Origin of the sequence: Sagittula sp. S175 (genome assembly GCF_049800975.1) — a bacterium.
GTDB lineage: Bacteria > Pseudomonadota > Alphaproteobacteria > Rhodobacterales > Rhodobacteraceae > Sagittula.
This window is the reverse complement of sequence record NZ_JBNAGB010000017.1, coordinates 1-24,913: the sequence shown is the minus strand read 5'-3', so window position 1 is coordinate 24,913 and position 24,913 is coordinate 1. Positions and strand designations below refer to the sequence as shown.

Sequence of the window (24,913 nt, the reverse complement as noted above, 5' to 3'; positions counted from 1 at the left end):
CGATGGAGGACTACCTAGATGGCAGGCAAGCGCGAGAAGCCGGAAGATATTGTCATAAAGCTGCGTCAGGTGGAGGTCTTGCAGGGGCAAGGCGCGAAGCTGGCGGATGCGGTGCGCCAGATTGGCGTGACCCAACAGACCTATTACCGCTGGCGACGTGAGTTTGGCGGGATGAACCGCGATCAGCTCAAGCGGCTGAAGGAGCTTGAGCAGGAGAACACACGGCTTCGACGGGCCGTATCGGATCTAACGCTCGACAAGCTGATCCTGACCGAGGCAGCCCGGGGAAACTACTGAGCCCTTCGCGTCGTCGTCAGTGCATCGACCACGTTCGGCAGGAACTTGGCGTTTCCGAACGCCGTGCCTGTCGGGCGCTTGGGCAGCACAGATCGACCCAACGCAAAATCCCGCTCGGTCGTCAGGATGAGGCTTTACTGACGGCCGACATCACCGAACTGGCGCGCAGATACGGACGCTATGGTTATCGTCAGATCACCGGTTTGTTGCACCAAGCTGGATGGTGCGTGAACCACAAGCGGGTCGAGCGGATTTGGCGACGCGAGGGGCTTAAAGTGCCGCAAAAGCAAAAGAAACGCGGGCGGCTCTGGCCGGCGGATGGCTCTTGCGTCACGGCCGAACCATGTCTGGTCCTATGACTTCGTCCAGGACCGGACGGCGGACGGGCGGGCCTACCGTATGCTGAACATCGTTGATGAATTCACCCGGGAGGTTCTGGTGATACGCGTCAAACAGCCAGCTGAACTCGGTCGACGTCATCGACGCGCTGACCGATCTGTTCATCCTTCGCGGTCCGCCGGAGTTCATACGGTCCGATAACGTCCTATGTCGGGAAGCTCTGGCTGCTTAGGTCAGCAGGTCATGGGGCATCCGGCTGTCCGGATACCCTGTTAAGGTTGCCCAGACGGGCTCTGCCGTCAAGAAATGATCTCTTCCATAGCAAACACAGGGGACGTGAGTTGGCGGCCCTCACCGTCCTCAATACGAGATCCCAAATCCCAAGCAGAAGGCCCAAACATTATCTACGAGGTCAGATACCTGCCTCCACGGCTCCTGTCAGAGAGAGGTCCTTCCGCCTGGGCTCACCCCCTCGAAGAAGGGGCGATAGGGTTCGCGGTGTTTGACCAGGGCGTGTACGGCGCGTGCCATCTTGGCCGCGATTGCGGTGTAGGCCTTGCGACGCAGATGGGCATTGTGTCGGTCCTTCGCGATGTAGCGTTCGAACTTGTCCCGGAAGCTGTTGGTCCGCTTCAGCACGGCGGTCTGTCCTGCCATCCAGAGCGTGCGCCGGAGCCGGGCATTGCCGTACTTCGAGATGCGTTTCTGGCCGCAGTTCGTCGCGCAATGCCGGCCATACGAAGAACTGTTTGCGGCGCCGAGCTGGATCCCAGTATTCTGACGTCGGCGGAACGCCTGCAATTCGATGGCTTTCAACGGCGCCAGAACACCAACGTGCTGATCCAGCGGATGGGTGCCGACAGCGTGCCTATCAAGCGGATCGTTCGGGTCACTGGTCTAAGCCGAGGCTTGGTTCGGCGCATCCTGCGCGGCGAACGGGAAGACGTCTTCAGGCTGCGCCAAAGCAGCCTGACCCCTTGGTTCCCGCAGCTTGAACAGTATTGGCAGGACGGATGTCGCAATGGCGCTGAACTCTGGCGCCAGCTGCGAGCGGACGGTTTCCAAGGAAGTCTCCGCGTGGTCGGGGAATGGGCCACACGCCAGCGCCGAGCCGAGGCCGCCATCCCGCAGGGCACAGGCAAATGCCCTCCGAGCCGCAAGATCGCCCGCATGATGACCTCTGGTCGGCATCACCTCTCGAAAGCCGACAGCATATTCGTCGCTCAGGTTGAACACGCTCTGCCGCAGCTGGCGCAAGATCGTCGACTACTTGATGCCTTTACCTCCATGGTCCGCAACGGCGAGGAAGACGGGTTGGCTGAATGGATAAATCAGGCGAAGGCGTCTGGACTGGCGGCACTTTCGCGCGGTCTCTCTGCCGATCTCGACGCGGTTACGGCGGCGCTTCGTGAGCCTTGGTCCGACGGCCAGACAAAGGGTCAGATCAACCGGCTGAAAGTGCTGAAACGGCAGATGTATGGCGCCGCAGGTATCGATCTGCTCCTGGCGCGCCTTCAGCATTCGGCATGGAGACGTCACAGAAATTGAGTCGGACCCAATTTTGCATGCCTGTTCACAGGCGATCTCCCATCGCCGCGCTAAAGGACTGGCAACGCTAGAGACCCGACCTCTTCAGGAAGCGGGTCTACAATCACACGGGATGTGACACCTAGACAGCGAATTTTGAACAGATTAAAGGAGCTATACGGACGTTTGTATCCGATGGTGAGTTGCGTTTGGGCCGCAAGTTTTAAATGCTGCTTGACACTGAACATAACTCAGTAGTTTGGCGTTTTTTTTAGAAATGCGCGGTCGAGACGTTAACAAGTATTCGATTGCACCACATTTAAACGCGGGCTACGGCCTGCGTTTTTCATTTCCGACTTCCCTAACAGGCCGCTTGACCTGCCCCCAGCGAAATCCCTCACCGCAATGTAGAGTCTGCGCCAACTTGCTCTGCTCCCGACGCTGGACCGCCGAAAGCTAGGGTCAGGACTTCGGTAACGGGGGCGTCCCAGTCAAGGGTTTTCGCGCATGTCGAATGTCCCGCTTAACCGCGGTCTTGTCCTTTGAACCGTTGATCCGCTTCCCTATTCGGCGGCCTTCTTTTGAGATCAACCCGGGTACATGCTTCGGTCCGTGGTCGGCGCGGTGGCCGCCAACATGATGCTGGTTCAATGCAATTCCGGTGTGCCCATCTCATTGGCGTGCTCGACATGGTCGGCATCAGTCCTGAGCACGGCATCACCGGAACCGCGTCCCGTGGGGACCTCGAAGGCCCGCGATTAGGCGGGCAGCAGTCTGGAACCTGTGTCGTCAACCGGCATGAAGCACCGGCGTATCGAAGTGGAAGTCGGTGTCATCCTTCCACATACGGTGCAGGATCACTGCGATACGTCGGGCCAGCGCAACCATTGCGCGCTTGGTGCCCCGGCGGCGCGCGAGTTTCGCCGCCCAGGTTCGCAGCCATGTTGCCCGCCCGCGATGCATCATGACGGTGGCAGCCTGGCACAGGGCACGACGCAGGTTGACGTCGCCCGCCTTGGTGATCCCGCCCGAGATGTCGCGCTCGCCAGACTGGTTGCGAGACGGCGTCAGACCGACCCACGGCCCGACCTTTTTCGAGGATGTGAAGCGACCAGGATCATCGATCGCAGATCGATAGGTTAGCGAAACGACAGCGCCGATCCCGGGCATCGACATCAATCGACGACAGACCGGATCTTCCTGAGCGAGTTGGCGGACATGGCGTTCAAGACCCGCCAGCTCTCGCCGCAGCGCTGCCCGCGCGCGCAGCATGGGTTCGGTGGCCGCCTCCAGCATCGGATTGTCCGCCGCCAGTTCGCGGATCCTCTGTTCGAACCGGCCCCGCGATATGGTGCCGACCTTAAGGCCGAAGTTCCGCAGCAGCCCGCGCAGGGACATTTCCAGCGTGATGAACCCTTGCTGCACGGCCTTCCGGGCGCTGAGCACAGCGCGAACCTCTTGTGCGGAGACTGATTTGCAGTGAACCGGTCGGAACCAGCCGAGGTGCAGCAGGCGCGCGATCCCTTCGGCATCCCGGCGGTCCGTCTTGATCGGCATGGCCTTCAAGGCGCCTTTCACCTGCCGGGTTTCCATCAACACGACAGGTAGTTCAGCCGCGGACAACCCGCGATGCAGCCATTGCGACAGGGGGCCAGCTTCAAGCCCGATGGCCGCAGCTTCTCCGTCCTGATCGCCGATCCAGCGCAACAGCGCCTCGGGCTCGCTGGCCACCTGCGCCTCTCTCACAATCTTCCCATGCTCGCTGATCACGCAAACTGCGGTCTTCTCAAGCGACACATCCAGACCAATAAACAGCTTCATCCCGCAGTCCTCCATGTGGATCCAATACGGGAATGGCGCCAGCTTGCCCTCGATCTTGCAACGATAACGGGCGGGTCGCGACGCAGCCCCGTTACGGCATCTCATTGCTATTCATAGCCAGAAGATGACTATGGCGGCGAGGGCGATGGCCGAAAGGAAGATGACCGGGTTTCGGTCATAACGCGTCGCGACCCGTCGCCAGTCCTTCAGTCGGCCGAACATGATCTCGATCCGGTTTCGTCGTCGGTAGCGGCGCTTGTCATATTTGACCGGAACCTTCCGACTTTTCCTGCCAGGAATGCAGGCGCGTATCTTCTTGTCCTGTAACGCTTCTCTGAACCAGTCGGCATCATAGCCACGGTCTGCGAGCAGCCAGTCGGCCGAAGGCAATGCGTCCGACATGGCCTGAGCACCGCGATAATCGCTAACCTGTCCGGCGGTGAGGAACATGCGCAACGGGCGGCCCATGGCGTCGCAGATCGCGTGCAGCTTGGTATTCATGCCGCCCTTGGTTCGGCCAATCGCGCGCCCGCGCCCCCCTTTTTTGCCCGCAGGCTGGAGGCCGTGCGATGCGCTTTGAGGTAGGTTGCGTCGATCATGACCGTGCCCGTGTCGGTACCTTGGTCGGCGAGTTCGACGAGGATCCTCGCGAAGACGCCCATCTCGCTCCACCGGCGCCAGCGGTTGTACAGCGTCTTGTGCGGGCCATACTCCTTGGGGGCGTCTCGCCACCGCAAGCCATTACGATTGATGAAGATAATCCCGCTGAGGACGCGCCTGTCGTCCACTCTCGGGCGACCACGGCTCTTCGGGAAAAATGGGCGCAGACGCGCCATTTGTGCCTCTGTCAGCCAGAACAGATCGCTCATGATGCAGGTCTCCAAGACGCCCCAGCATCACCTTGTCCGTCAAATCTTAATGGGGCCTGAGCCTAAGCTTGCCGCCAACGATGACGAGGAAGAACAGCGTGGCTGGCAAACGAAAGAATTACGGCGCCGATTTCAAGGCGAAGGTGGCGCTCGAGGCGATCCGTGGCGAGCTGACGGTCGCCGAGCTGGTGGCGAAGCACGGGGTGCATCAAACCCTGATCAACAGCTGGAAGCGGCAAGCGCTCGACGGCATGTCCGGGATCTTCTCCGGCAAGGCCGAGGCGAAGGCCGCCGAGAAGGAAGGCGAGATCGAAAAGCTGCACGCCAAGATCGGCCAGCTCGTGGTGGAACGCGATTTTTTAGCGAAAGCCTCCGGACGGTGAGCATGGCCCGGAGGCGAGAAATGATCGAGCCGCGGCACTCTGTGCTGTCGATCACACGGCAATGCGCGCTGATCGGGATCAGCCGGTCGGCGTGGTATGGCCCCGGCAGGACCGAGACACCGCTGAACCTGGCGCTGATGAAGCTGATCGATGCGCAGTTCATGGAAACGCCGTTTTACGGCAGCCGGTAGATGGCGAGGCACCTGCGCAAACAGGGCTATTGCGTGGGACGCAAGCGTATCCGGCGGCTGATGGCGCGTATGGGTCTGCGCGCGGTCTATCAGAAACCAAAGACGACGGTGCCCCACCCGGAGCACCGCAAGTATCCGTATCTGCTCAGAGACCTGGTGATTGCCCGCCCGAACCACGTCTGGTGTGCCGACATTACCTACATTCCGATGCGGCGCGGCTTCCTGTATCTCGTCGCGATCATGGACTGGGGCGCGCGCCGGGTCTTGTCCTGGCGCCTGTCGAACACGATGGATACCGAGTTCTGCATCGAGGCGCTGGAAGATGCACTGCGGCTGCATGGGCTGCCCGAGATATTCAACACCGACCAGGGTAGCCAGTTCACCAGCCCGCGCTTCACGCAGATCCTGCTCGACGCCACGGTGAAAGTGTCCATGGACGGGCGCGGTCGCTGGATGGACAACGTCATGATCGAGCGGTTATGGCGGTCCCTGAAGTATGAATGCGTCTACCTCCATGCCTTCGAAACCGGGTCTGCAGCCCGGGATGGCATCGGCAGGTGGATCGACTTCTACAACACCGAGCGCCCGCATTCAGCTCTCGGGGGCAGAACACCGGTCGAGGCCCATCAGGGCCCTGACCTCCAGGCGGCGGCATGATCAACAGGCAAGCTTCGCAGCGCCGCAAAACTGTCCGGGCAATGGGGGCCACCTCACTTCCCCGAGGACCCAACCATGCGCATCAGCCATGAAGCCATCTATCAAGCGCTATTCGTTCAGGGGCGCGGAGCACTGAGGCGAGAACTCTTCGCCTGTCTGCGCTCTGGACGCGCACTCCGACTGCCACGCGAACGATCCCGGAACCGCGGCAAGACGTTCATCGCCGACGCTTTGATGATCAGCAACCGCCCGACGGAGATCAATGACCGGGCTGTCCCTGGTAATTGGGAAGGTGACCTCATTCTCGGCCTTGGAAGTTCGGCGATTGGCACGCTGGTCGAGCGAACAACCCGCTTCACCATGCTCCTGCACATGCCGCGCATGGAGGGGCACGGGACGGGCAAATCCGTCAAGAATGGGCCAGCCCTTGCCGGGCACGGCGCCGAGGCCGTCCGGGATGCCATCGCAGGGACGATCAGCAGCCTGCCTGCAAACCTACGCCGCTCGTTGACCTGGGACCAAGGGGCCGAGATGGCCCAACACGCGCAGCTGCGGATTGATACCGGTCTCGAGGTCTACTTCTGCGACCCTCAAAGCCCCTGGCAACGGAGCAGCAACGAGAACACCAACGGCCTGCTCCGCCAATACTTCCCCAAGGGTACGGACCTAAGCCAACACGGCGCTGAAGAACTGAGCGCTGTTGCCCACGCGCTGAACACGCGCCCCCGGAAAACACTCGGCTGGCAAACACCGGCGGAAGCCCTCGACCAGCTGCTCAAACAGGATATGATCGAGGGTGTTGCGACGACCGGTTGAATCCGGCCAATACTGTTCCGTGGACTATCAGGCGGAGCTTCGAAAGCGTGAGTTCCTGATATCGATGAGCGGTCGTGGCAACTGTTACGACAATTCCATGGTCGAGACGTTCTTCAAGACCATCAAGTCCGAGCTGATCTGGACGACCGCGTGGCAAACCCGATGGCAGGCTGACAATGCCATCGCCAGATACATCGACGGATTCTATAACCCCGTCAGAGGGCATTCGTCACTCGGCTACTTGAGCCCCATTGTCTTCGAGCGAAAGGCCCAAGAAGTGAGCTAAATGCTCTCCACCAAATCCGGGCAAGTCCAGTCAACCTTGTCCCACCTCTTGAAAGCCACGGAAAAAGCAGGCTGAATCACCATTTTCACCCTTAAGGGTGATGAGCGCTTTTTGCCGTTTGGTTAGTGCTTGGCTCAATGGCAGGACCGGGCAGTCCACCCATTGTCGATGACTCCGAGCAATCGGACCTATGACCCGGCCCTGTGGCGCGCGGGGGAACAGATGTCACGGCGACTATGGAATGTCCCTCTGCCGAGCAACTGATTTTGAAATGGATTGCCATGCCCACTGCCTCCGATACGATTGCGCTCGGCTCTACCCAACCGCTGTTCGACAACTACGGGAATTCGAACCCGCAGGCCCGCGCCTTCGATCTGGGGGACGGGCGCGTTCTGACGACATGGGCCTGGGGCCAGAACCCGTATTTCCCCGACCCGAATTTCGACGACACCTACGATTCCGTCTACTTCATGATCCATGATCTGGAGGGCAATCCGCTCGCAGGTCCCGCGCTGCTAGATCCCGACTTCACGCCGCGCGCCTTCCCGGCCAACGGGCCGCAGCTTATCCATGCGGTCACGCCGGACGGCAACGGCGGCATCGTGGTCCACTATGGCGTAAGGGAGTCGCTCTATCCGGCGGTCATGACCCACTATGCCACGACCATCACCGCACAGGGTGACGCGCAGCCCGCCGTCGGTGTGCCCTCCAATACGCAATACATCACGGCGACCGAGAACCTCGTCTTGTCGAACGGCAATGCCGCCATGGTTTCGACCGCAGGGCTGACCGTCATCGACCAGACCGGGGCCATCGTCGGCACCAGCGGTGGCTACGGCAACACCGACGACTGGTCCCTGGTGGAAACCGCCGATGGGCGCCTGCTGGTGGTCACCTCCTATGGCGCAACGGCCAGCGGGGTCACCAACATCAAGGGCCAGTTCTTCGATCTAAATGCCAGCCCGCTGGGCGAGGAATTCGACATCGCCGGTCCCCCCGAGACCCCGACCTATAACTGGTACGTCAGTGCCGGGGCCTCTGCCGCCCAGCTGACCGATGGGCGTATCGTCGTCGCCTATGGCGAAGAGGGTTCGCCGTTGGAGGGCGACACCCCCAACAGCCAGAGTGGTATCCACGTCCTCATCCTGAATTCAGACGGCACGCTGGCCAAGGGGCCGTTCCTTGGAAACCCCGACGCACAGTCTCTGGCGCAGTTCGAACCGAATGTCTTTGCGCTGGCCGACGGGGGCTTTGCCATCAGCTTCGAAAGCGATGACATCGTCGATAACCTGACGACGCAATACCGCATCCAGCTGTTCGACAGCACCGGGACCCCGGTTGGTCCCTCCTACCATCCCGAAGCCTACACCCTCTCCGGCCCCGAGGCGCGCGGGCAACAGCAGTCCATCATCCTGCCGGACGGCAGCGGGCTGGTCATCGACATCATGGGCGGCTCGACCGTCATCCAGATCGGTGACGGAATCGTCGCGGGCAACACACCGCCCGTCACCGAGGGCTATACCGGAACCGCCGTGCAGGGCACGCCCTTCAGCGGCCAGCTCATCGCAACGGACGCCGATGGCGATCCCCTGACCTTTGTCGAGACACTGGCCCCCGCGGTCAACGACAATGGCGCCATCGTCGGTAGCGCGGTCATCCGTGCGGACGGCTCCTTCACCTTCACCCCGGGCTTTCCCGGCATCAGCCCGCTCGGCACGGCGCGGTTTCAATACACGGTGTCGGACGGGATCAACTCTGGCATCACTGGCACCGCCATCTTCACCGTGACCGAGGCCCCTGCCCCCACGAACACGCCGCCCACGCTCGCCGCGATCACCCTCGGCGGCACCGAGGACAGGACCATCACGGGGCAGGCCAATGCCTCCGACGCGGACCACGATGCGTTGACCTATGCGCTTGGCGGCGCAGCGGCAGCCCATGGGACAGCGTCGATCAGCGACAGCGGCGCGATCAGCTACGTCCCTGACGCGGATTTCTTCGGCAGCGACAGTTTCGAGATCACCGTCAGCGACGGCACCAACGCGCCGGTGACAGCCATGGTCACGGTCAACGTCGCGGGTGTGCAGGACGCCCCCGTGGCGCAGGACGCCACCGAGACGGTCATCTCCGTCAACACGCTCACCGCCGCGCTCGAAGCCTTCGACGCGGATGGCGATACGCTGGTCTTCGCCCTCGAAAGCGGCGCGGCCCATGGCGAGGTCACCATCGCCGAGGATGGCACCGCCACCTATATCGCCGACGCCGGTTTCTCTGGCAGCGACAGCTTTGTCTTCCGCGTGAGCGACGGCACCGACAGCGACACCGGGACGGTGTCCGTCACCGTGGACGCTGCGGAACCGCCAGCATCCACGGTCACCACCCTGGCCGACCTGGCCGGGGCCTCCTTCCAGAGCCTCGCCAACGGAGGCCGCATCACGATCACCGACGCCAGAAATCTCAGCGCTGCCGATCTCGAAGTTGATCCCGCGACCGGCACCGTCACCTTCGGAGGCGTTCAGTTCCATGTCGCAGGCGACCTGCAATCGCGCAGCTTCGTTGTCGCCGAGGCAGCGGGTGGTGGCTACGATCTGGTCCTGCTCGACGAACTTCTGGGTGACGGTGCCGACCTGTCCGAAGGCAGCCGCGTCGCCGCCAGCGAGGTGAACGGCGTCGGCCCGGAAAGCTTCTTTACCGGCAACGGCACCCGCGATTTCACCGTCACGCTGGATGCCGCGCGGTCTGGCTACAACAACGCGGTCGGGACCTACGTCCGCAACCCCGACGGCAGCATCAGCGACGTTCAGGTCCTCTTTGCCAATACAAATGCGGCAGGTCCGGGCGCCAGTGCCACGCTGACCAACATCGCCGACGATGCCGTGCTGGAGTTCTTCTTCATCCAGAACGGCGCCTCGGCAGCCGGGGGTCTGGGCGCGAACCTGTCCATCTCTGCGGATGGACTATTGGCGGAGGACGGGTTGAATACCGGCCTGACCAGCTACTTCTCCGAAGCAAGCCTCAACCGCGACGGGACAGAGCACTTCCTCTCTGGCGCTGTCGACGGCGGCGGCAGCCTGCGCGTCGGGATCGAGGACCTCACCGGCGGCGGCGACCAGGACTTTCAGGACATGGTCTTTACCGTCTCCTGGACCGACGACGGCATCTGATATCTCCTCCGGCGGCGGTGCTGATCGCCGCCGCCGGACGTTTGCCAGCGAGCGCCGGTTCGATTGCCAAGCCGCTGGCGTGGCCCATAGCGCCCAAACTGTTCGACCAAGACTTTGCGGCCGAGAGCCCGGACCAGAAATGGGGCGCCCCTCTGGACATCACTTCGTGATGCCCTGCCGGGCAGTGGATGTCTCGTACATCTGGACCGCCCGAGGCTGGCTGCACTTCGCTGTCGCCATCGATTTGTTCTCGCGGAAGATCGGGGCGGATTACCTACCCTGCGGTTTTCCGAGCCGAATCCCACTCTCCGATATGTGCAACTAAACAGATGGAATGCAGAGTGTTCTGCACAATCCGATCCATACATGGGAGACGACAGCCACCGTATGCCAAGCTGTTGAACCAATCATGTGTGGCCTCAAAGAAACCCATGACCCCGGAAAGGTCGCTCGCCTTGCGTTTTACAGGGCCGCCATCGGAGAATTGGCAGGCGGTCCTTTGACAGCTCAGCACGGCGTGCCTGACACATGATCGCGACGATCACTCATTCCGGCCCTCCGGAAACCACCTCGACCTCAGACTGGCATGCACGCTTGGGCCGATACGGCGCAGGACTTTTATTGCCCTAAGCGGTCGGTTCCTTCATCTTCATCTTCAGGCGATTGCGGATCTTCATGGAATATTTCAATGCCTTCCACGAGCGCAGCCGCGACCAGCGGTCAAAGCCGGGATCGCGTATCAGGTTGCTCATGTAGCGGGCCCCGTGCAGCTCTGCCTGCATCACCTCGGCCAAGTTATCCTCGCCGACCGCTTGGCAGTCGCGAATCCTCTGGCTCAGCGTGGCAATGCGGACAGCGAGTTTCTTGTGAAATTTCGCTTTTTGGGCAGCGAAGGGATCATTCGCGGTCTGATCGATGTCGGGTAAATGCGAAATCCCGACGCCCACGCGATATTCCATCAGCGGTTCGGCCACAAAGGCGACCCGGTCCAGCAGCATGGCACGGAAACACAAGATCAGATCGTCATAGGTCGGTTCTTCGACGATCGGGCCAAAGCGCGTCATGAGTTCGGGTCGCCAGGCGCAGGTCGCCCCGGTGCACAGGCTCATCGACGTGGCGGCTCTTTCCAGCGTCATGCCATCTAGGATGGCCTGCCGGGAGTTGATCGTGCCCGTGCGCTGCCCCCTAGCGTCGATTTCGTAAGCCTCGGAATGCACGAGCAGCGCGTCGCTGGCCTCGGCAGCAGCAACCAGCTTTGACGTGCGTTCGGGCAGCGAGATGTCGTCGCCGGGGTTGTAGACGATCAACGCCCCGCGGCAGAGCGTGAAAACATGGTTGAGGTGGCCGACGAACCCCATGTTGGGGCTGTTGCGAAACAGGCGTATCTCGTGCGGGCCTTTATAGTCGGCCGTCATCCGCGCCATTACCTCGTAGGTGCCGTCGGTGGAGCCATCGTCGGAGAGGATGATTTCCAACCGGGGGAAGTCCTGCGCCAGGACCCCCCGGATCGTGTCCGCGATGAACTCGGCCTGATTGTATGCCATGACCACAAGGGACACCAAGGGGGTCCCAAGCGACGGGGCTGAACTGACGGCTACTCTGGGCAGGGCTATTCTCCGTAAGAGGCATGTGTTCGCCGGGGGAGCGGTGGTCCGGCTGGCGGGGCCATTCCCCGCCTTGCAGGTCTCCTCGTGGTCACAGGGAGGACGGTCAGGTCCGCGCGTAGATGTCCTCGTAGCGAATGATGTCGTCCTCTCCCAGATAGGAGCCGGTCTGCACCTCGATCAGGACCATCGGCACCTTGCCGGGGTTCTCCATGCGGTGCACGGCCCCCAGGGGAATGTAGACCGACTGGTTCTCTGTCACCAGCTTCACCTCGTCGTCCACCGTGACCTTGGCCGTGCCCTGCACGACGATCCAGTGCTCCGAGCGGTGGTGGTGGCTTTGCAGGCTGAGGGCCGCGCCCGGGTGGACATGGATGCGCTTGACCTGAAAGCGCGTGCCCAGCACCAGCGTCTCGAACCAGCCCCAAGGACGGTGATCCACCGGGAAGGCCGTGGCCTGCTTGGCACCGCGCTCCTTGAGCACCGTGACGGCCTTCTTGACGTTCTGCGCATCCGACAGGTCTGCCACCATGACGGCGTCGCGCATCGCCACGGCGACCACGTTCTTCAGGCCGATGCCGACAAGTTCCTGATCCGGGCTCTCGGCGCGCAGCAGCGTGTCCTCGCAGTCGAGGGCGACAGCATGATCGGACACGGCATTGCCCTGTTCGTCGCGCTCCGACTCGAGCCAGACGGATTCCCAGCCGCCCAGGTCGGTCCAGTGTCCGTCGAAACGGACTGCGGACAGGTTGCCGGCCTTCTCCATCACTGCGTAATCAATGGACTGGTCTTCGACGCCTGCCCAAAGGGCGGGGTCGATGCGGGTGAAGCCCAGATCGCCCTGTGCCGCTGCCATGGCCGCGCTCACGCCGTCGAGGATCCCCGGCGCATGATCGCGAAAGGCCTGGATCAGCACATCCGCCCGGGCTAGGAAGACCCCGGCATTCCACAGGTAGCTCTTGTCGGCAAACAGTGTCTGCGCCGTGGCCGCGTCGGGCTTTTCCACGAAACGCTTCAACGTCATCACGCCGGGGGTCTGTTCGGCCCCGGTTTCCAACCAGCCATATCCGGTTTCCGCCCGGGTGGGCGCGATGCCGAAGGTGACGATCTGTCCGGTCCGGGCGGCCTCGGCCCCGGTCCGCACAGCGTCGCGAAACTGATCCGGCTGAGAGACAGCGTGGTCGGAGGGGACCAGCAGGATCACCGCCTCCGGGTTCTGCGACAGGGCAAAGAGAGCGGCAGCGGCGGCGGCGGGCGCGGTGTTGCGCCCTTCGGGCTCGATCAGGATGACCGAGGGTGTCATACCGATCTCTTCGAGCTGCTCGGTCACGATGAAACGGAAGGGATCGCCCGTCACCACCAGCGGCGCGGCAAAATCCGGCCCTGTAAAACGCCGTGCGGAGGCCTGGAAGAGGCTCTCGTCCCCCACGACATCGGTGAACTGTTTGGGGTAGGATTTGCGCGACAGCGGCCAAAGGCGGGTGCCGGAACCACCACACAGCAGAACTGGAAATATCATCGGGGGCTCCTCGTCAAAAAACTCTTGTCTCACTGGTCCGACCGCGCCGGGCGGTCAGTCCTGCAACATCCAGTGCAGCGTGTCTCGAAGGTCGTTCCGGGGCTGTGCCCCGGTCAATGCATTCAGCCTGTCGCGGCTGCCGCACAACATCTTGATTTCATTGGCGCGCTGGAACGCCGGGTTCACGACGACCTCGATGTCGTGTCCGGTGATGTTCCGGCACATCTCGATCAGATCGAACAGCGAAGTCGCCCGCCCGGAGCAGATGTTCACCGCACCCGGTTGCGGGCCGGCCTCGAGCAGGGCGCGATAGGCAAGCGCCACATCGCGGACATCGGAAAAGTCGCGGGCCACGTCGAGATTGCCCAACTCGATGAGCGGCGCCCGGCGGCGGAAATGATCGACGATCTTGGGAACCAGATACCTGAGTTCCTGACCGCGGCCGGTATAGTTGAACGGACGTGCGATGGTCACGGGGAGCTTTCCCGCAAACAGCCGCGCCATGTGTTCCATCGCCAGTTTCGAGACAGCGTAGTCGTTTTCCGGCGCCGGGTCGGCGGTCTCAGGGATCGGGCTGACCGTGGTGTTGCCGTAGATATTGGCACTGCTGGCCAAGACCACGCCCTGCGCGCCGTACCCACCCTTGTCGAGGACCGTCAGCAGGTTGTGCGTGCCGATCACGTTGACGCGGTAGAAATCCGTCGCCTCGCCATGGGCCACGAAGGCCACGGCAGCAAGGTGAACCACCGCGTCGGGCCGGATGTCATCCAGAACGGACGTGAGCCCGGGCAGATCACCCAGGTCCACCTGCCGGTATGCCAGGTCCCCCTGGTCCGATGCACCTGACCCGATTCCCCAGACCTCCCAGCCCGCCTGACGCAGCTCGGTGGCCACGTAGCGCCCGGTAAACCCGGAGTAACCGGTAATCAGGACGCGCCGGGCGGCCATCAGAAGGACATGCCCGTTTCGTTGCGCACCAGATCGGCCTGGACCATCATCGCGCAGAGTTCCTCGAGGGTAGTCTGCGGGACCCAACCCAGTTCCGCCCGCGCCTTCGAGGCATCACCGATCAGCAACTCGACCTCGGCCGGGCGGTAGAACTTCGGACTGATGCGCACCAGCGTCCGGCCCGTTTCCGCATCGATCCCCACTTCGTTCTCGCCCTCTCCTTCGAAGCGCAGCGCGATGTCGGCCCCCTTGAAGGCCATCGCGACGAAGTCCCGAACCGTTTCCGTGCGGCCCGTGCTCAGCACATAGGTGTCGGGCGTGTCAGCCTGCAGCATCCGCCACATGCCCTCGACGTATTCCTTGGCAAAGCCCCAGTCGCGCTTGGCATCGAGATTGCCAAGTTCCAGGCAGTCGAGTTTTCCCAGCCTGATCTTGGCCACGCCGTTGGTGACCTTGCGGGTCACGAACTCCAGCCCCCGGAGCGGGCTCTCGTGGTTGAACAGGATGCCCGAGGCCCCGAAGATGTCATAGCTTTCGCGGTAGTTCACCGTCGCCCAATGGGCATACAGCTTGGCCACACCATAGGGCGAGCGCGGCCAGAAAGGGGTCGTCTCGCGCTGCGGGATTTCCTGTACCTTGCCGAACATCTCGGAGGTGGAGGCCTGGTAGAAGCGGATTTTCGGGTTCACGATCCGGATCGCTTCGAGGATGTTCAGCGGCCCCACGCCGGTGATCTGGGCGGTCGTCTGCGGCTGGTCGAAGGAGACACCAACAAAGCTTTGTGCCGCAAGGTTGTAGATCTCGTCCGGCTCGCAGGACTGGATCAGGCGGATCATCGACCCCATGTCGGTCAGATCATACTCGACCAGCTCAAGGTTAGGGTGATTGCGAATACCCAGGCTGTCGATACGCCAGAAGTTGGTCGAGGCAACACGTCTGAAGGTCCCGATGATGGAGTAGCCCTTTTCCAGGAGAAGCTCCGCCAGATATGCGCCGTCCTGGCCCGTGATACCCGTGATGATGGCTGTCTTTTTCATGGAACCCACTATCTGTAATGTCGTCTGTGTGCCGTGGCACGAAGTTGGTTTTGATTGGATTGTGCATCGCGATTTAGCAAGTCGTCACAACCATTGAAGCACGGTTTGCGGCGCAAGTGCCACGGATTTACCGCGCAGTGATTTCCCTGATCCGCCGGTCGACATCCTGCATCATGCGCGCAGGGGCAAAGATGTTGCGGGCTGCGGCCTGCCCGCGGGCACCCAGATCGCGCGCCAGGCCCTCTTGCTCCACGAGGTCGCGCATGGCCGCCGCGGCGGCCTCGAGATCCGGCTCGCCCCAAAGGGAATCGGGTGCGTAGGGGCCGCGCCATTCGCCAACTTCGACCTGGCTTGCCGGCACGAGAAGCGCGGTCTGCGCATCCATGAAGGACATGTTCCCTGAATAGGCTGTCGCGATGACCGGGATTCCCGACAGCATGGCCTCGGCCATGGTCAGCCCCAGACCTTCGCTGCGATGGAGCGACACATAGGCATCCGCAACCTGTGTCAGTTCCAGAACCTTGTCGTAGGACCACAGCTCATCCACGATCCTGATCCGGTGGCCCTTTGCAGCCTCGTGCAGCGCGGCGATCTGTTCCGGGAACTTCGACCCGAAGCTCGTCTTGATGACCATTTCCACCGCGGCGTCGGGGGGAAAGGCGCTGCGAAACGCCTGGATCAATCCCAACGGATTCTTGCGTTCGGATACGCTCATCATGCTGAAGGTGAAGAGAAACACGAACCGCTCGGACGAGAGGCCGAAGTCTTCCTTCGTACGCTTTGGCAGGTCGGGCAGTTCGAGGCTGGGCAGGATGGCACGCACAGGCACATCAAGCCGCGCCCTGAGGGCTTGCGCCACGAAATCCGTGGCGGTCCAGACCTCGTCACACTGGCGCGCTGCATCTACGAAGCTGTCGGGGATGGTTGCGAATTCCCAGTACCAGAAGCCGATACGGTAACTGCGCGGACTACGCTCTGCCAATCCAGTCTGCCTGTGCAGTGTCTCGAACTGGTGTCCGGGCTGGACGTGCATGATGGTGATCGGATGTATCTCCGGCGACAGCAGCGGACTTGCGCCCTCCGGCCGGTCCAGCTTTCGGTTGCCTGGCACGTTGCGGCAGGCAACCGCGAGACCAGCGTCCTGTGCTGCTTGTGCCAGGGCCAGCGTCGAAACGCGCAGACCGGAGGGATAGGAAAAGTGCCCGAGCACGTTCACACCGGGCCGCGCAAGGCCCTGCGCGGTCTGTTCGTGGTCGATGGAGGCAAGCCAGCCGCGCACCTCCGGATCGGGAAACCGTCGGTCTAGGTCGGCGATCAGGGTCCGGGCTGCGTCCGGGTCGGAAAGCGCCTGAGGATGGGCGGTCCGGATCTCGGCATCGTGCAGCCAAAGCAGGCGGATGTGATCTTCGGGAGGCAGAACGTCGGGCAGCAATGCCACATCCGCCTTCGGCGCACCGGTCGCGGCAAGATAGGCCTTCCGCCCGAAACACGTCACGCCGAGCGGGAACGCCGTCTGCAGTTGATCGGACAGCAACCACCCCCAGATCCAGCCGCGTGCCGGTGTCTCTCGAAGTGCCAGAAGCGTCCACCACGCCGCGTCCAGAGACAGCTGGCCCCGGGCCACCATGGCAAACAGATGGCGCACGAGGTAGCCCCGGTGGCCGGGTCGGAAAATCTGCCCGGCGTCGATCTTGTCCAGTCCCACCGTCTGGATCGCCAGCGCGACATGTTGTTCATATCCACCGGCCAGAGCGGTCGCCACGTCGTCCGGTGTCCAGCCAAGTGTTTCAAGATGCCGGGCGAAATCCCCCTTGGTTCCGGCGCTCAGCGCACGCGGCCAGCGGCCGGGAGTTTTCCTTAACATTGCAATGGCTTGCGACACGGGCACGGAAGGATCGTCCCAAGTCTCGAGGACGGCGCGTGGTTGCTTGGCAATGAACGAAAGGAGACCGGGGAAGAACAGCACGCGGTCGGCAAGATAAAGTCTGGCCCGCCAACTTCTTGACACAGGCGTGACAGAGGGTTGGGAAAGAGCCATTTGCATGTTCCGAAATCAGCTTAGGCCTGCGCTTATCCACGTATCATCCTATAAGGGCAAGTCGAATCCTGAAGGCTCTTTCTGCGAATACCGATGCGAAATGAAGCCCAAAATTAAATTTTGCCTCCAATGAGGACTGCGGTGACGACGGGCCGCCTGCGCATCAACGGGCCGAGGAGGCCAGTCGCAGAGGACCGTCATGCCACGGCCTATCCTGTCGACAAGCCCGGGACATTGATGGCCCCTGCCCGTGTTCGGTGCCGGGTGGCGCAGGATACAGGTCGAGGCCCTTTGGGGCCAAGACCTTTGGACCGGGCAGGATCGGAGGACAGGCGCGGCGAGGCCGCATACCTGTCCGGGAACCGTCACGACACGATGCCTGATCGCCGGGCGGACGCCGCCTTACGCCTTCTTCTGGACCGCGATGCCAAAACAGGTCGACGGAAAACCGTCCACGCTCATTTTCAGGTGCCCTTCGCGATAGCTGAGATCATCCGGCACGTGGGTCAGGAACTTGTCGAACTCGAAAGGCGGCAGGTCCACGAAACAATCCAACGGCTCGTGACCGACATCGAAATCAAGCGGGGCCACCTGGTGCCCAGCCTCCGTCAGGCGCTTGGCGAGGTCTTCGAAATGCCGCCTCAGGAACAGAACGGTCTGCCAGTTGTCCGTGGTACGATCGGTTTCGGTATAGTTGAATTCCGTCGTGTGCAGGGCGACCCCGCCGGGCTTCAGTGTCTTGAGGGACGCCTCGATGAAGTCCAGGCCGTTCTTGATCGAGCCAAGGTGCTCCAGAGCGCAGATGGACCAGCAGAAATCGAATTGCCCATCGTATTCTGCCGGGATGTCGTTCATGTCCACGTAATGCAGCGAGACATGTCTATCGAAGGCTTCGCGCGATGCCAGCTTCTCCTCGAAGATGGCGTCAAGGCTTGCGCTGTGCTGTCCGGTCTCGGCCCAGCCACGGCCATGGACCTTTTCGGGTGCGAGATCGGTCGCAACGACGTCGATCCCCAGATTGGCAAAGTAGGAGGGCAGCGGCTCCGTGCCGCAGCCGAACCCCAGTCCGCGTTGTCCAGCGGCCAACTTGCCATGGCCATGCAGGTTCTGGAGAATCCAGGCGTATTCCCACAGCTTGCGATGCGGCAGCGGCGCGGACCGCAACTGGTCCATCCAGTACACGAACCAAGGTGCCTGCACGTCCGCTTGGGTGGAAGGTTTGCAATCCAGAAGGAAGGCCTCGGGCTTGTCCGGCACGGGCAGGGTTTTCGTGTGTTCGAAAACCTGGCGCCCGATCGCGTAACCCTGCTGTTTGACCGACCACTTGATGGCGTTGAGCTCCTTGAGCTCGAGCCACAGGGAATTGATGTTGGGTTGGCCGTCTGGCTTCAGCATGGCCACAAGGTCATGGAGCGCAGCGCTGAGCCTGTCGGGTTGCAGGCGTTCGTCAACCGCTTTCTGTATCCCAGCGCCGAGCCGATCGGACTTCAGGCTTGCGTCGATCGTTTTTTGGACGACAGCTTTCTTTTTCTTATCTGATCCGAACATGTTCAGGTATCCTGGTTTTCGAGTTGTTGTTCCGGGCGACGCTGCGCGATCCAGGTCTTGTCGATCTGGACAATTCGCAGAAGATCATCGGCTACATCGCCCCAACTGCGCAGCTTTGCTTGCGAAATCCGCGCTTCGAGCGCCGCGCGATGATCGGCATCAAGCAGTCGCCTGGCCGCATCCGCGATGCTGTCGATTTCTTCGGGGTCGCAATATTCCACGAGGTCTCCGCCAACTTCGGGCAGCGAGGACCCACGCCCCACCAGCGCCGTTCGCCTGTAGGCTAGGGATTCCCCGACGGGCAGGCCCCAGCCTTCGGCCAGGCTAACCTGGATGCTGAAGAGACAGTGCTCGTACAGCAGTTCCAGAAACGCGTCAGAAGGGCCGGACACGATGCGGATGTATCCGTTGCACCCGCCGGTGCCCTGCATGAACTGCTGGAAATCCTGCGGCATATGCGAAGCGGACCCGACAAAAACCAGCGTGGGCAACTCGCCGCGTCCCTCGCGCTCGCTTTCTTCGACCAGCTTCTTCCAGGCCATGGCGACACGCCAGATGTTCTTGCGCGCCTCGATGGTGCCAACGCAGATCACGAAGGGCCGACAGAATATCTCTGTCTCTTCGCGTCCGATTTTACGCAGACGCTTGGCTAGGGGATAGAGTTCCGTCATCTGACGCCCGACACGATCCTCGACCCTGTCTTGCGGCTTGTCTGGCAAGGGCAGGCGGTCCTGAGCAAGCGGCAAGGTCGTGATGCGTCCGCTCCGTTCGGTCTTGTCCAGGTACGTCCGGAACTTCTCGTGGGAAAACTCGGAAATGGCGAGGAATGCATCGACGTGGTTCACCGCTTCGTCCAGCCAGGCCAGGAAGCTCCAGGCCGTATCGTGGCTGACCAGCTGGGGCGCATGCAGCGGGATCAGGTCGTAGATCAGAAGATGCTTCACCACATCCATTTTTCCGATTTCTGCCAGGATCTGCATCTGCCATTGCTGCACGGCCAAATCCAGTTGCAGCAGGTGATCGCCAGGCGCGCAGACCTGTTCGAACGGCCGGCCCGCTCTGGGCGTTTCCCTGACCAGTTTTTCCGCGTCGCGCATTTCCTGCCAGGACTCGAGCGTTGTCCCTTTCCGCCTGAAGGGCCGCTTGCGCCCCATATGCGCGGCTAGGTCTAGGCGCATGGTGTGCCACTTTTTCTTGAGAGGGCGGTCCTTGTATTTCCGCAGCAGGGCTTCGGGCCCTTTGGCAGACAGCTCCTGGAAAAAGTAGCTGCGCAGCGCCGGTGCGGTCAAGATACCCGCGCCTTGGGCCACCGAAGCATAAGGGACGCACTTGTAGCTTCGTGTACTCTTGTCGCACCAGGACAGGTACAGCTGATCCGGGGCGAGCCTGGCAGCAAGCTGCGCAACAACCGTCACCACGACACGCTGGATTCCAGTCAGAAAATCGTTTTGCTTGGAATGTTCCAAGGTCCCGGAAATGTCCACGAAATAGCGTTCGCGTTCAATATCGAAGCCTTGATCCATTTGGGCTGAAAACTGATTCATGCTACGTATCCTGTTAACCGAAATACGGATATATTCCGACATTCCCAAAGTGGCGAGCCGGCTGACGCGCACACTGCCGAATTCTGCCTGCTGGGCAAGCGCTTTTCGCTCCGACCGCCTTCCGAAGGATTCTGTTACACAAATCCTTTGAGCGATTCATCTCGTGAATCCAAGGTGGTAGCTGGGATGCATGAGCAGACCCACACCCCCGACCTATCGGACCAAAAACTAGTCAGCCGATATTGAAGCGCTCAAGCGCCGGGGCTCGCTATCCATCTGGTTCGATCCAACCATGACTTGGGACGCCGCGCCGACAGGCAGGCTCGGCCGCCAAGGACCTACAGCTGTTGATTTCCACCCAGAACTGACCCGGTAGAGCGGGTAATTTCCATTGAGAATTGATCCATGTGACCCTCCCGCGACGCAGCTTGCAGCGGGGGATTTCGGAGTGATCCACATGGGACTTTTGAACGTCATCCGCCGCATGGCCTTGCGGGAAAAGCTACCGATCCGAGAGATCGCACGCCGAACCGGCCTGTCGCGGAACACCATCAAGAAATTGTTGGATGTTAATGAGAACTTAGAGCTGAGAACTGATAGGGTGGATACCCTGTTGGATGTCACTGAGAACTGACCCATGTGGAACCCTTCGCCTGACGGGATTTGTCGGGGGTCATTGGAGTGATCGACATGGATATTTTGAGCGTCATTCGACGTTGGGCACTTCGGGATAAGTTGCCCATCCGTGAGATTTCGCGGCGGACTGGTCTGTCGCGCAATACTATCAGGCGTTACCTGCGGGCCGGGATCATCGAGCCCAAGTTCAAGGCACCATCGAGGCCGAGCAAGCTCGACCCGTATGCGGAGAAGCTGTCGGGCTGGCTGCTGGCCGAACAGCGCAAAATCGCGCAAGGAGCGGCGGGCGGCGAAGCAGATGCACGCGGATCTGGTTCAGCTGGGGTTCGACGGGTCCTACGAGCGGGTCTCAGCTTTTGTCCGAGCCTGGAAATCGGACCGAGTGCGCGCGCAGAACACGACGGACCGCGGGACATTCGTGCCTCTGGTGTTCAAGCCGGGCGAGGCCTTCCAATTCGATTGGAGCGAAGATTACGCGATCATCGGGTGTGAACGGACCAAGCTGCAGGTCGCACACATCAAGCTGTCGCACAGCCGCGCGTTCCTGGTCAGGGCCTATTTGTTGCAGACGCATGAGATGCTGTTCGACGCGCATTGGCACGCGTTCAGGATCTTCGAAGGCGTACCGGGCCGCGGGATCTACGACAGCGCGATTTGTGCGCCATTGGTTCAAGCACAATGAGCGCGCGCACGGCGGTGGACCGTGTGGGCGTTGGCAAGAAGCGCGACGTAAATGCGCGCTTCATGGCGATGACAAGCCACTACGTGTTCGAGCCGGACTTGTGCAACCCGGCCGCCGGATGGGGCGAGCCATTGTGGCGCCATTGGTTCAAGCCCAATGGCGAGCGGGCAGGTCGAAAAGAACGTCCGCGATGCGCGTCGTGCTGGAAGCGCGCCTCCGGCACGGCGAATGTGGCAGGTGATGCCCACCTTCCCTGATCTCGATGCGCTGAACCGCTGGCTGGAAGAACGGTGCAAGGCGCTGTGGGTCGAGACCGCACATGGCGGCTTGCCCGGCAGCATCGCCCCCTCTCGTGGTTATGCTGCGCAAAACACTGCCGGGCAGTGGACGTCTGGGAAGCCGAGAAGGCCTCGCTGATGCCGTTGGCCACCGCATTCGACGGCTATGTCGAGCAAAGCAAGCGTGTGTCACCGACTTGCCTCATCACGTTTGATCGCAATCGCTACTCCGTGCCTGCCAGCTTTGCGAACCGGCCGGTCAGCCTGCATAGAGGTGGTCGCGGGATTTCGGACCGGGTGTTAAGCTGTAGCGCCTGAGGAAGAACGCACAGAAATGACCAAACGGAAACGCTATTCGGCAGAGTTCAAGGCGAAGGTGGCTTTGGAGGCCATCCGCGAGGAACTGACGACGGCCGAGCTGGCCAAGAAGTATGACATCCACCCTACCATGATCAGCGGTTGGAAACGGACAGCGATTGAGAACATGGCACAGGCCTTCAGTGGCCAGTCGACCGCCGAGCCGGCGATATCGACGGCAGAGGTCGAAAAGCTGCACGCCAAAATCGGGCAGCTGGTCGTGGAACGGGATTTTTTGTCGGAAGCCTCCAGTCTCGTCCTCGGCACTGGAGGCAAAAAGCGGTGAAGAAAAACCATCCTGATCTTAGCCTCCGGCGGCAATGCAGCCTGCTGTCACTGGCACGTTCGACCCTCTACTACCAGCCGCGCGGGGAAAGCGCCGAGAACCTGAAGTTCATGGAAATCATCGACCGGCAGTTCCTGGAGACGCCGTGGTATGGGGCCCGACAAATGGCCCGCCACATGCAGCGGGAGGGCCACAGATGTGGGCGACATCGTGTGCGGCGGCTGATGAAACTCATGCGTTTGGTGCCGATTTACCAGGAGCCGAAGACCAGCAAGAAGCACCCGGAGCACAAGATATACCCATATCTTCTGAAGGACTTGCCCATCACCCGGCCCAACCAGGTCTGGTGCGCGGACATCAGCTACATCCCTATGCGCCGGGGCTTTCTCTACCTCGTTGCCATCATGGACTGGCACAGCCGGAAAGTGCTGAGTTGGCGGCTGTCGAACAGCATGGACGCGGGATTCTGCGTCGAGGCTTTGAAAGAAGCGTTGGCCGGATACGGCACCCCCGAGATTTTCAACACGGATCAAGGTTCGCAATTCACCAGCACCGATTTCACCGACGTGCTGCGCGATGCGAAGATCAGAATCTCGATGGACGGTCGTGGCCGCTGGATCGACAATCGGATGATCGAGCGGCTCTGGCGATCCCTCAAATACGAATGCGTCTACCTGAACGCCTTCGAAACCGGTTCCGAAGCTCGGGACGGGATTGGTGATTGGATCAGCTACTACAACGAAAGACGCCCACACTCATCACATGGGATCATGAACCGCGCCGGGTTTGCCGGAGGCTCCAACTCTTGAGTAGGATGGAGCATTATGAGCAAGACGACGAACAAGTATTCCCCCGAAGTGCGCGAACGAGCCGTTCGCATGGTTCTGGACAACGCAGGGCAGCATGAGAGCCGCTGGTCTGCGATCCTGTCGATTTCGTCGAAGATCGGGTGTGCGCCTCAGACGCTGAACGAGTGGGTCAAGAAGGCGGAGGTCGATCGCGGTGATCGCGCCGGTGTCTCGACCGAGATGGCCGAGAAGATGAAAGCGCTGGAACGCGAGAACCGCGAACTGAAGCAGGCCAACGAGATCCTGCGGAAGGCATCGGCATATTTTGCCCAGGCGGAGCTCGACCGCCGGTCCAGGACATGATCGCCTTCATCGAGGAACATCGTGACGCCATCGGGGTCGAGCCGATCTGCAAGCACCTGCCGATTGCCCCATCCACGTTCTACGATCACATGGCCAAGCGGGCGAACCCCGACCTGCTGTCGGATCGGGCGAAGCGGGATATTGCCTTGAAGCCCGAGATCGAACGCGTTTGGGAGCAGAACTACAAGGTCTATGGCGTTCGCAAGGTCTGGCATCAGATGCGCCGGGAAGGCTTCGATGTGGCCCGCTGCACGGTGGCGCGGCTGATGAAGGATCTGGGGTTCGAAGGCGCCATCCGTGGCAAGAAACACAGGACGACGATCCCGGACAGGTCTCAACCCTGTCCGCTTGACAAGGTGAACCGCCAGTTCAAGACGCCTGCGCCAGACATGCTCTGGGTCAGCGACTTCACCTACGTGGCCACATGGCAGGGCTTCGTCTACGTGGCATTTGTCATCGATGCCTTTGCCCGCCGCATCGTCGGTTGGCGGGTCAGCCGCACAGCGAATGCCGGGTTCGTGCTCGATGCGCTGGAACAGGCCGTTCATCAGCGGCGACCAGGCTCTGGACTGGTGCATCACTCGGATCGCGGATCGCAATACCTGTCGATAAAATACACCGAGCGCCTGGCGGAGGCCGAAATCGAACCGTCGGTCGGCAGTGTCGGTGACAGCTACGACAATGCTTTGGCCGAGACAATCAACGGTCTTTTCAAAGCAGAGGTCATTCATCGCCGAGGGCCATGGCGCAGTTTCGACGCCGTGGAATACGCCACACTCGAATGGGTCGATTGGTTCAACGACCGCCGCCTGCTGGAGCCCATCGGGAATATCCCACCAGCAGAGGCCGAGGCAAACTTCTACGCCGCTCTGGAAAGATCAGACATGGCCGCGTAACTAAGACAAACCAGCCTCCGGCAAACCCGGCGCGGTTCA

14 protein-coding genes, 7 pseudogenes and 1 other annotated feature are annotated in these 24,913 nt (G+C 61.4%); of the genes and pseudogenes, 11 read left to right on the top strand and 10 right to left on the bottom strand.

Going from position 1 to position 24,913, the window contains the following annotated elements; translation table 11 throughout:
* Positions 1 to 18: 18 nt before the first annotated feature.
* A pseudogene (locus tag ACP16H_RS18670) lies at positions 19 to 838 on the top strand (IS3 family transposase); the annotation flags it as partial.
* A 236-nt stretch (positions 839 to 1,074) separates the two neighbouring features.
* On the opposite strand, the pseudogene ACP16H_RS18665 reads toward ACP16H_RS18670, so the two are convergent.
* Positions 1,075 to 1,347 (bottom strand): annotated as a pseudogene (locus ACP16H_RS18665) (transposase); the annotation flags it as partial.
* A 15-nt stretch (positions 1,348 to 1,362) separates the two neighbouring features.
* Between ACP16H_RS18665 and ACP16H_RS18660 the strand changes: the two are divergent.
* On the top strand, positions 1,363 to 2,184 hold the full coding sequence (locus ACP16H_RS18660) for a hypothetical protein (protein ID WP_425073796.1): 822 nt from the start codon (positions 1,363 to 1,365) through the stop codon (positions 2,182 to 2,184).
* 768 nt (positions 2,185 to 2,952) lie between these two features.
* Here ACP16H_RS18660 and ACP16H_RS18655 read toward each other — a convergent pair.
* Complete coding sequence (locus ACP16H_RS18655; RefSeq protein ID WP_425073761.1) at positions 2,953 to 3,984, bottom strand: IS110 family transposase; 1,032 nt, start codon at positions 3,982 to 3,984, stop codon at positions 2,953 to 2,955.
* Positions 3,985 to 4,095: 111 nt separating this feature from the next.
* Positions 4,096 to 4,853, bottom strand: a protein-coding gene (locus tag ACP16H_RS18650; protein WP_425073760.1) for an IS5 family transposase whose coding sequence is annotated in 2 segments (ribosomal slippage) — positions 4,096 to 4,532 and positions 4,532 to 4,853 — 759 coding nt in all. Because the reading frame shifts where the segments join, the coding sequence is not laid out codon by codon here.
* Positions 4,854 to 4,951: 98 nt separating this feature from the next.
* Here ACP16H_RS18650 and ACP16H_RS18645 point away from each other — a divergent pair.
* From ACP16H_RS18645 to ACP16H_RS18630, 4 genes and pseudogenes are all read left to right on the top strand, one after another.
* Positions 4,952 to 6,084 (top strand): annotated as a pseudogene (locus tag ACP16H_RS18645) (IS3 family transposase).
* Positions 6,085 to 6,132: 48 nt separating this feature from the next.
* A pseudogene (locus ACP16H_RS18640) lies at positions 6,133 to 6,900 on the top strand (IS30 family transposase); the annotation flags it as partial.
* Positions 6,901 to 6,907: 7 nt separating this feature from the next.
* A pseudogene (locus ACP16H_RS18635) lies at positions 6,908 to 7,186 on the top strand (transposase); the annotation flags it as partial.
* Positions 7,187 to 7,467: 281 nt separating this feature from the next.
* Positions 7,468 to 10,350 (top strand): Ig-like domain-containing protein, encoded by a 2,883-nt coding sequence (locus ACP16H_RS18630; RefSeq protein WP_425073759.1) that lies wholly within the window; start codon positions 7,468 to 7,470, stop codon positions 10,348 to 10,350.
* A gap of 626 nt (positions 10,351 to 10,976) precedes the next feature.
* Here the strand turns inward: ACP16H_RS18630 and ACP16H_RS18625 are convergent.
* The 7 genes from ACP16H_RS18625 to ACP16H_RS18595 form a co-directional block, all read right to left on the bottom strand.
* Positions 10,977 to 11,909, bottom strand: coding sequence for a glycosyltransferase (locus ACP16H_RS18625; RefSeq protein WP_425073758.1), 933 nt, complete (start codon positions 11,907 to 11,909; stop codon positions 10,977 to 10,979).
* A gap of 151 nt (positions 11,910 to 12,060) precedes the next feature.
* Complete coding sequence (locus ACP16H_RS18620) at positions 12,061 to 13,473, bottom strand: mannose-1-phosphate guanylyltransferase/mannose-6-phosphate isomerase (RefSeq protein WP_425073757.1); 1,413 nt, start codon at positions 13,471 to 13,473, stop codon at positions 12,061 to 12,063.
* A gap of 54 nt (positions 13,474 to 13,527) precedes the next feature.
* Entirely contained in the window at positions 13,528 to 14,421 is an 894-nt protein-coding gene (locus tag ACP16H_RS18615; RefSeq protein WP_425073756.1) for an NAD-dependent epimerase/dehydratase family protein, read from the bottom strand.
* Entirely contained in the window at positions 14,421 to 15,458 is a 1,038-nt protein-coding gene (gmd, locus tag ACP16H_RS18610) for a GDP-mannose 4,6-dehydratase (protein ID WP_425073755.1), read from the bottom strand. The genes ACP16H_RS18615 and gmd overlap by 1 nt, the downstream gene beginning before the upstream one ends.
* A gap of 127 nt (positions 15,459 to 15,585) precedes the next feature.
* The gene (locus ACP16H_RS18605; RefSeq protein WP_425073754.1) at positions 15,586 to 17,322 is read right to left on the bottom strand and encodes a glycosyltransferase family 4 protein; all 1,737 of its coding nucleotides are present in this window, start codon (positions 17,320 to 17,322) and stop codon (positions 15,586 to 15,588) included.
* 576 nt (positions 17,323 to 17,898) lie between these two features.
* A complete protein-coding gene (locus tag ACP16H_RS18600) occupies positions 17,899 to 19,044 on the bottom strand; it encodes an SAM-dependent methyltransferase (RefSeq protein ID WP_425073753.1) in 1,146 nt (381 codons plus the stop codon).
* Positions 19,045 to 19,046: 2 nt separating this feature from the next.
* Positions 19,047 to 20,588, bottom strand: coding sequence for a glycosyltransferase (locus ACP16H_RS18595; protein ID WP_425073752.1), 1,542 nt, complete (start codon positions 20,586 to 20,588; stop codon positions 19,047 to 19,049).
* 190 nt (positions 20,589 to 20,778) lie between these two features.
* Between ACP16H_RS18595 and ACP16H_RS18590 the strand changes: the two are divergent.
* From ACP16H_RS18590 to ACP16H_RS18570, 5 genes and pseudogenes are all read left to right on the top strand, one after another.
* Positions 20,779 to 20,922: pseudogene (locus tag ACP16H_RS18590) on the top strand (IS5/IS1182 family transposase); the annotation flags it as partial.
* Between the two features lie 123 nt (positions 20,923 to 21,045).
* The gene (locus ACP16H_RS18585; protein WP_425073795.1) at positions 21,046 to 21,222 is read left to right on the top strand and encodes a hypothetical protein; all 177 of its coding nucleotides are present in this window, start codon (positions 21,046 to 21,048) and stop codon (positions 21,220 to 21,222) included.
* A gap of 56 nt (positions 21,223 to 21,278) precedes the next feature.
* A pseudogene (istA, locus tag ACP16H_RS18580) lies at positions 21,279 to 22,451 on the top strand (IS21 family transposase); the annotation flags it as partial.
* 67 nt (positions 22,452 to 22,518) lie between these two features.
* Positions 22,519 to 23,636, top strand: a protein-coding gene (locus ACP16H_RS18575; RefSeq protein WP_425073751.1) for an IS3 family transposase whose coding sequence is annotated in 2 segments (ribosomal slippage) — positions 22,519 to 22,786 and positions 22,786 to 23,636 — 1,119 coding nt in all. Because the reading frame shifts where the segments join, the coding sequence is not laid out codon by codon here.
* A 15-nt stretch (positions 23,637 to 23,651) separates the two neighbouring features.
* A protein-coding gene (locus tag ACP16H_RS18570) for an IS3 family transposase (RefSeq protein ID WP_425073750.1) occupies positions 23,652 to 24,874 on the top strand; the annotation gives its coding sequence in 2 pieces (ribosomal slippage) (positions 23,652 to 23,940 and positions 23,940 to 24,874; 1,224 coding nt in all).
* Positions 23,933 to 24,049: a sequence feature (AL1L pseudoknot), on the top strand. Its footprint overlaps the gene before it by 117 nt.
* Positions 24,875 to 24,913 lie beyond the last annotated feature (39 nt).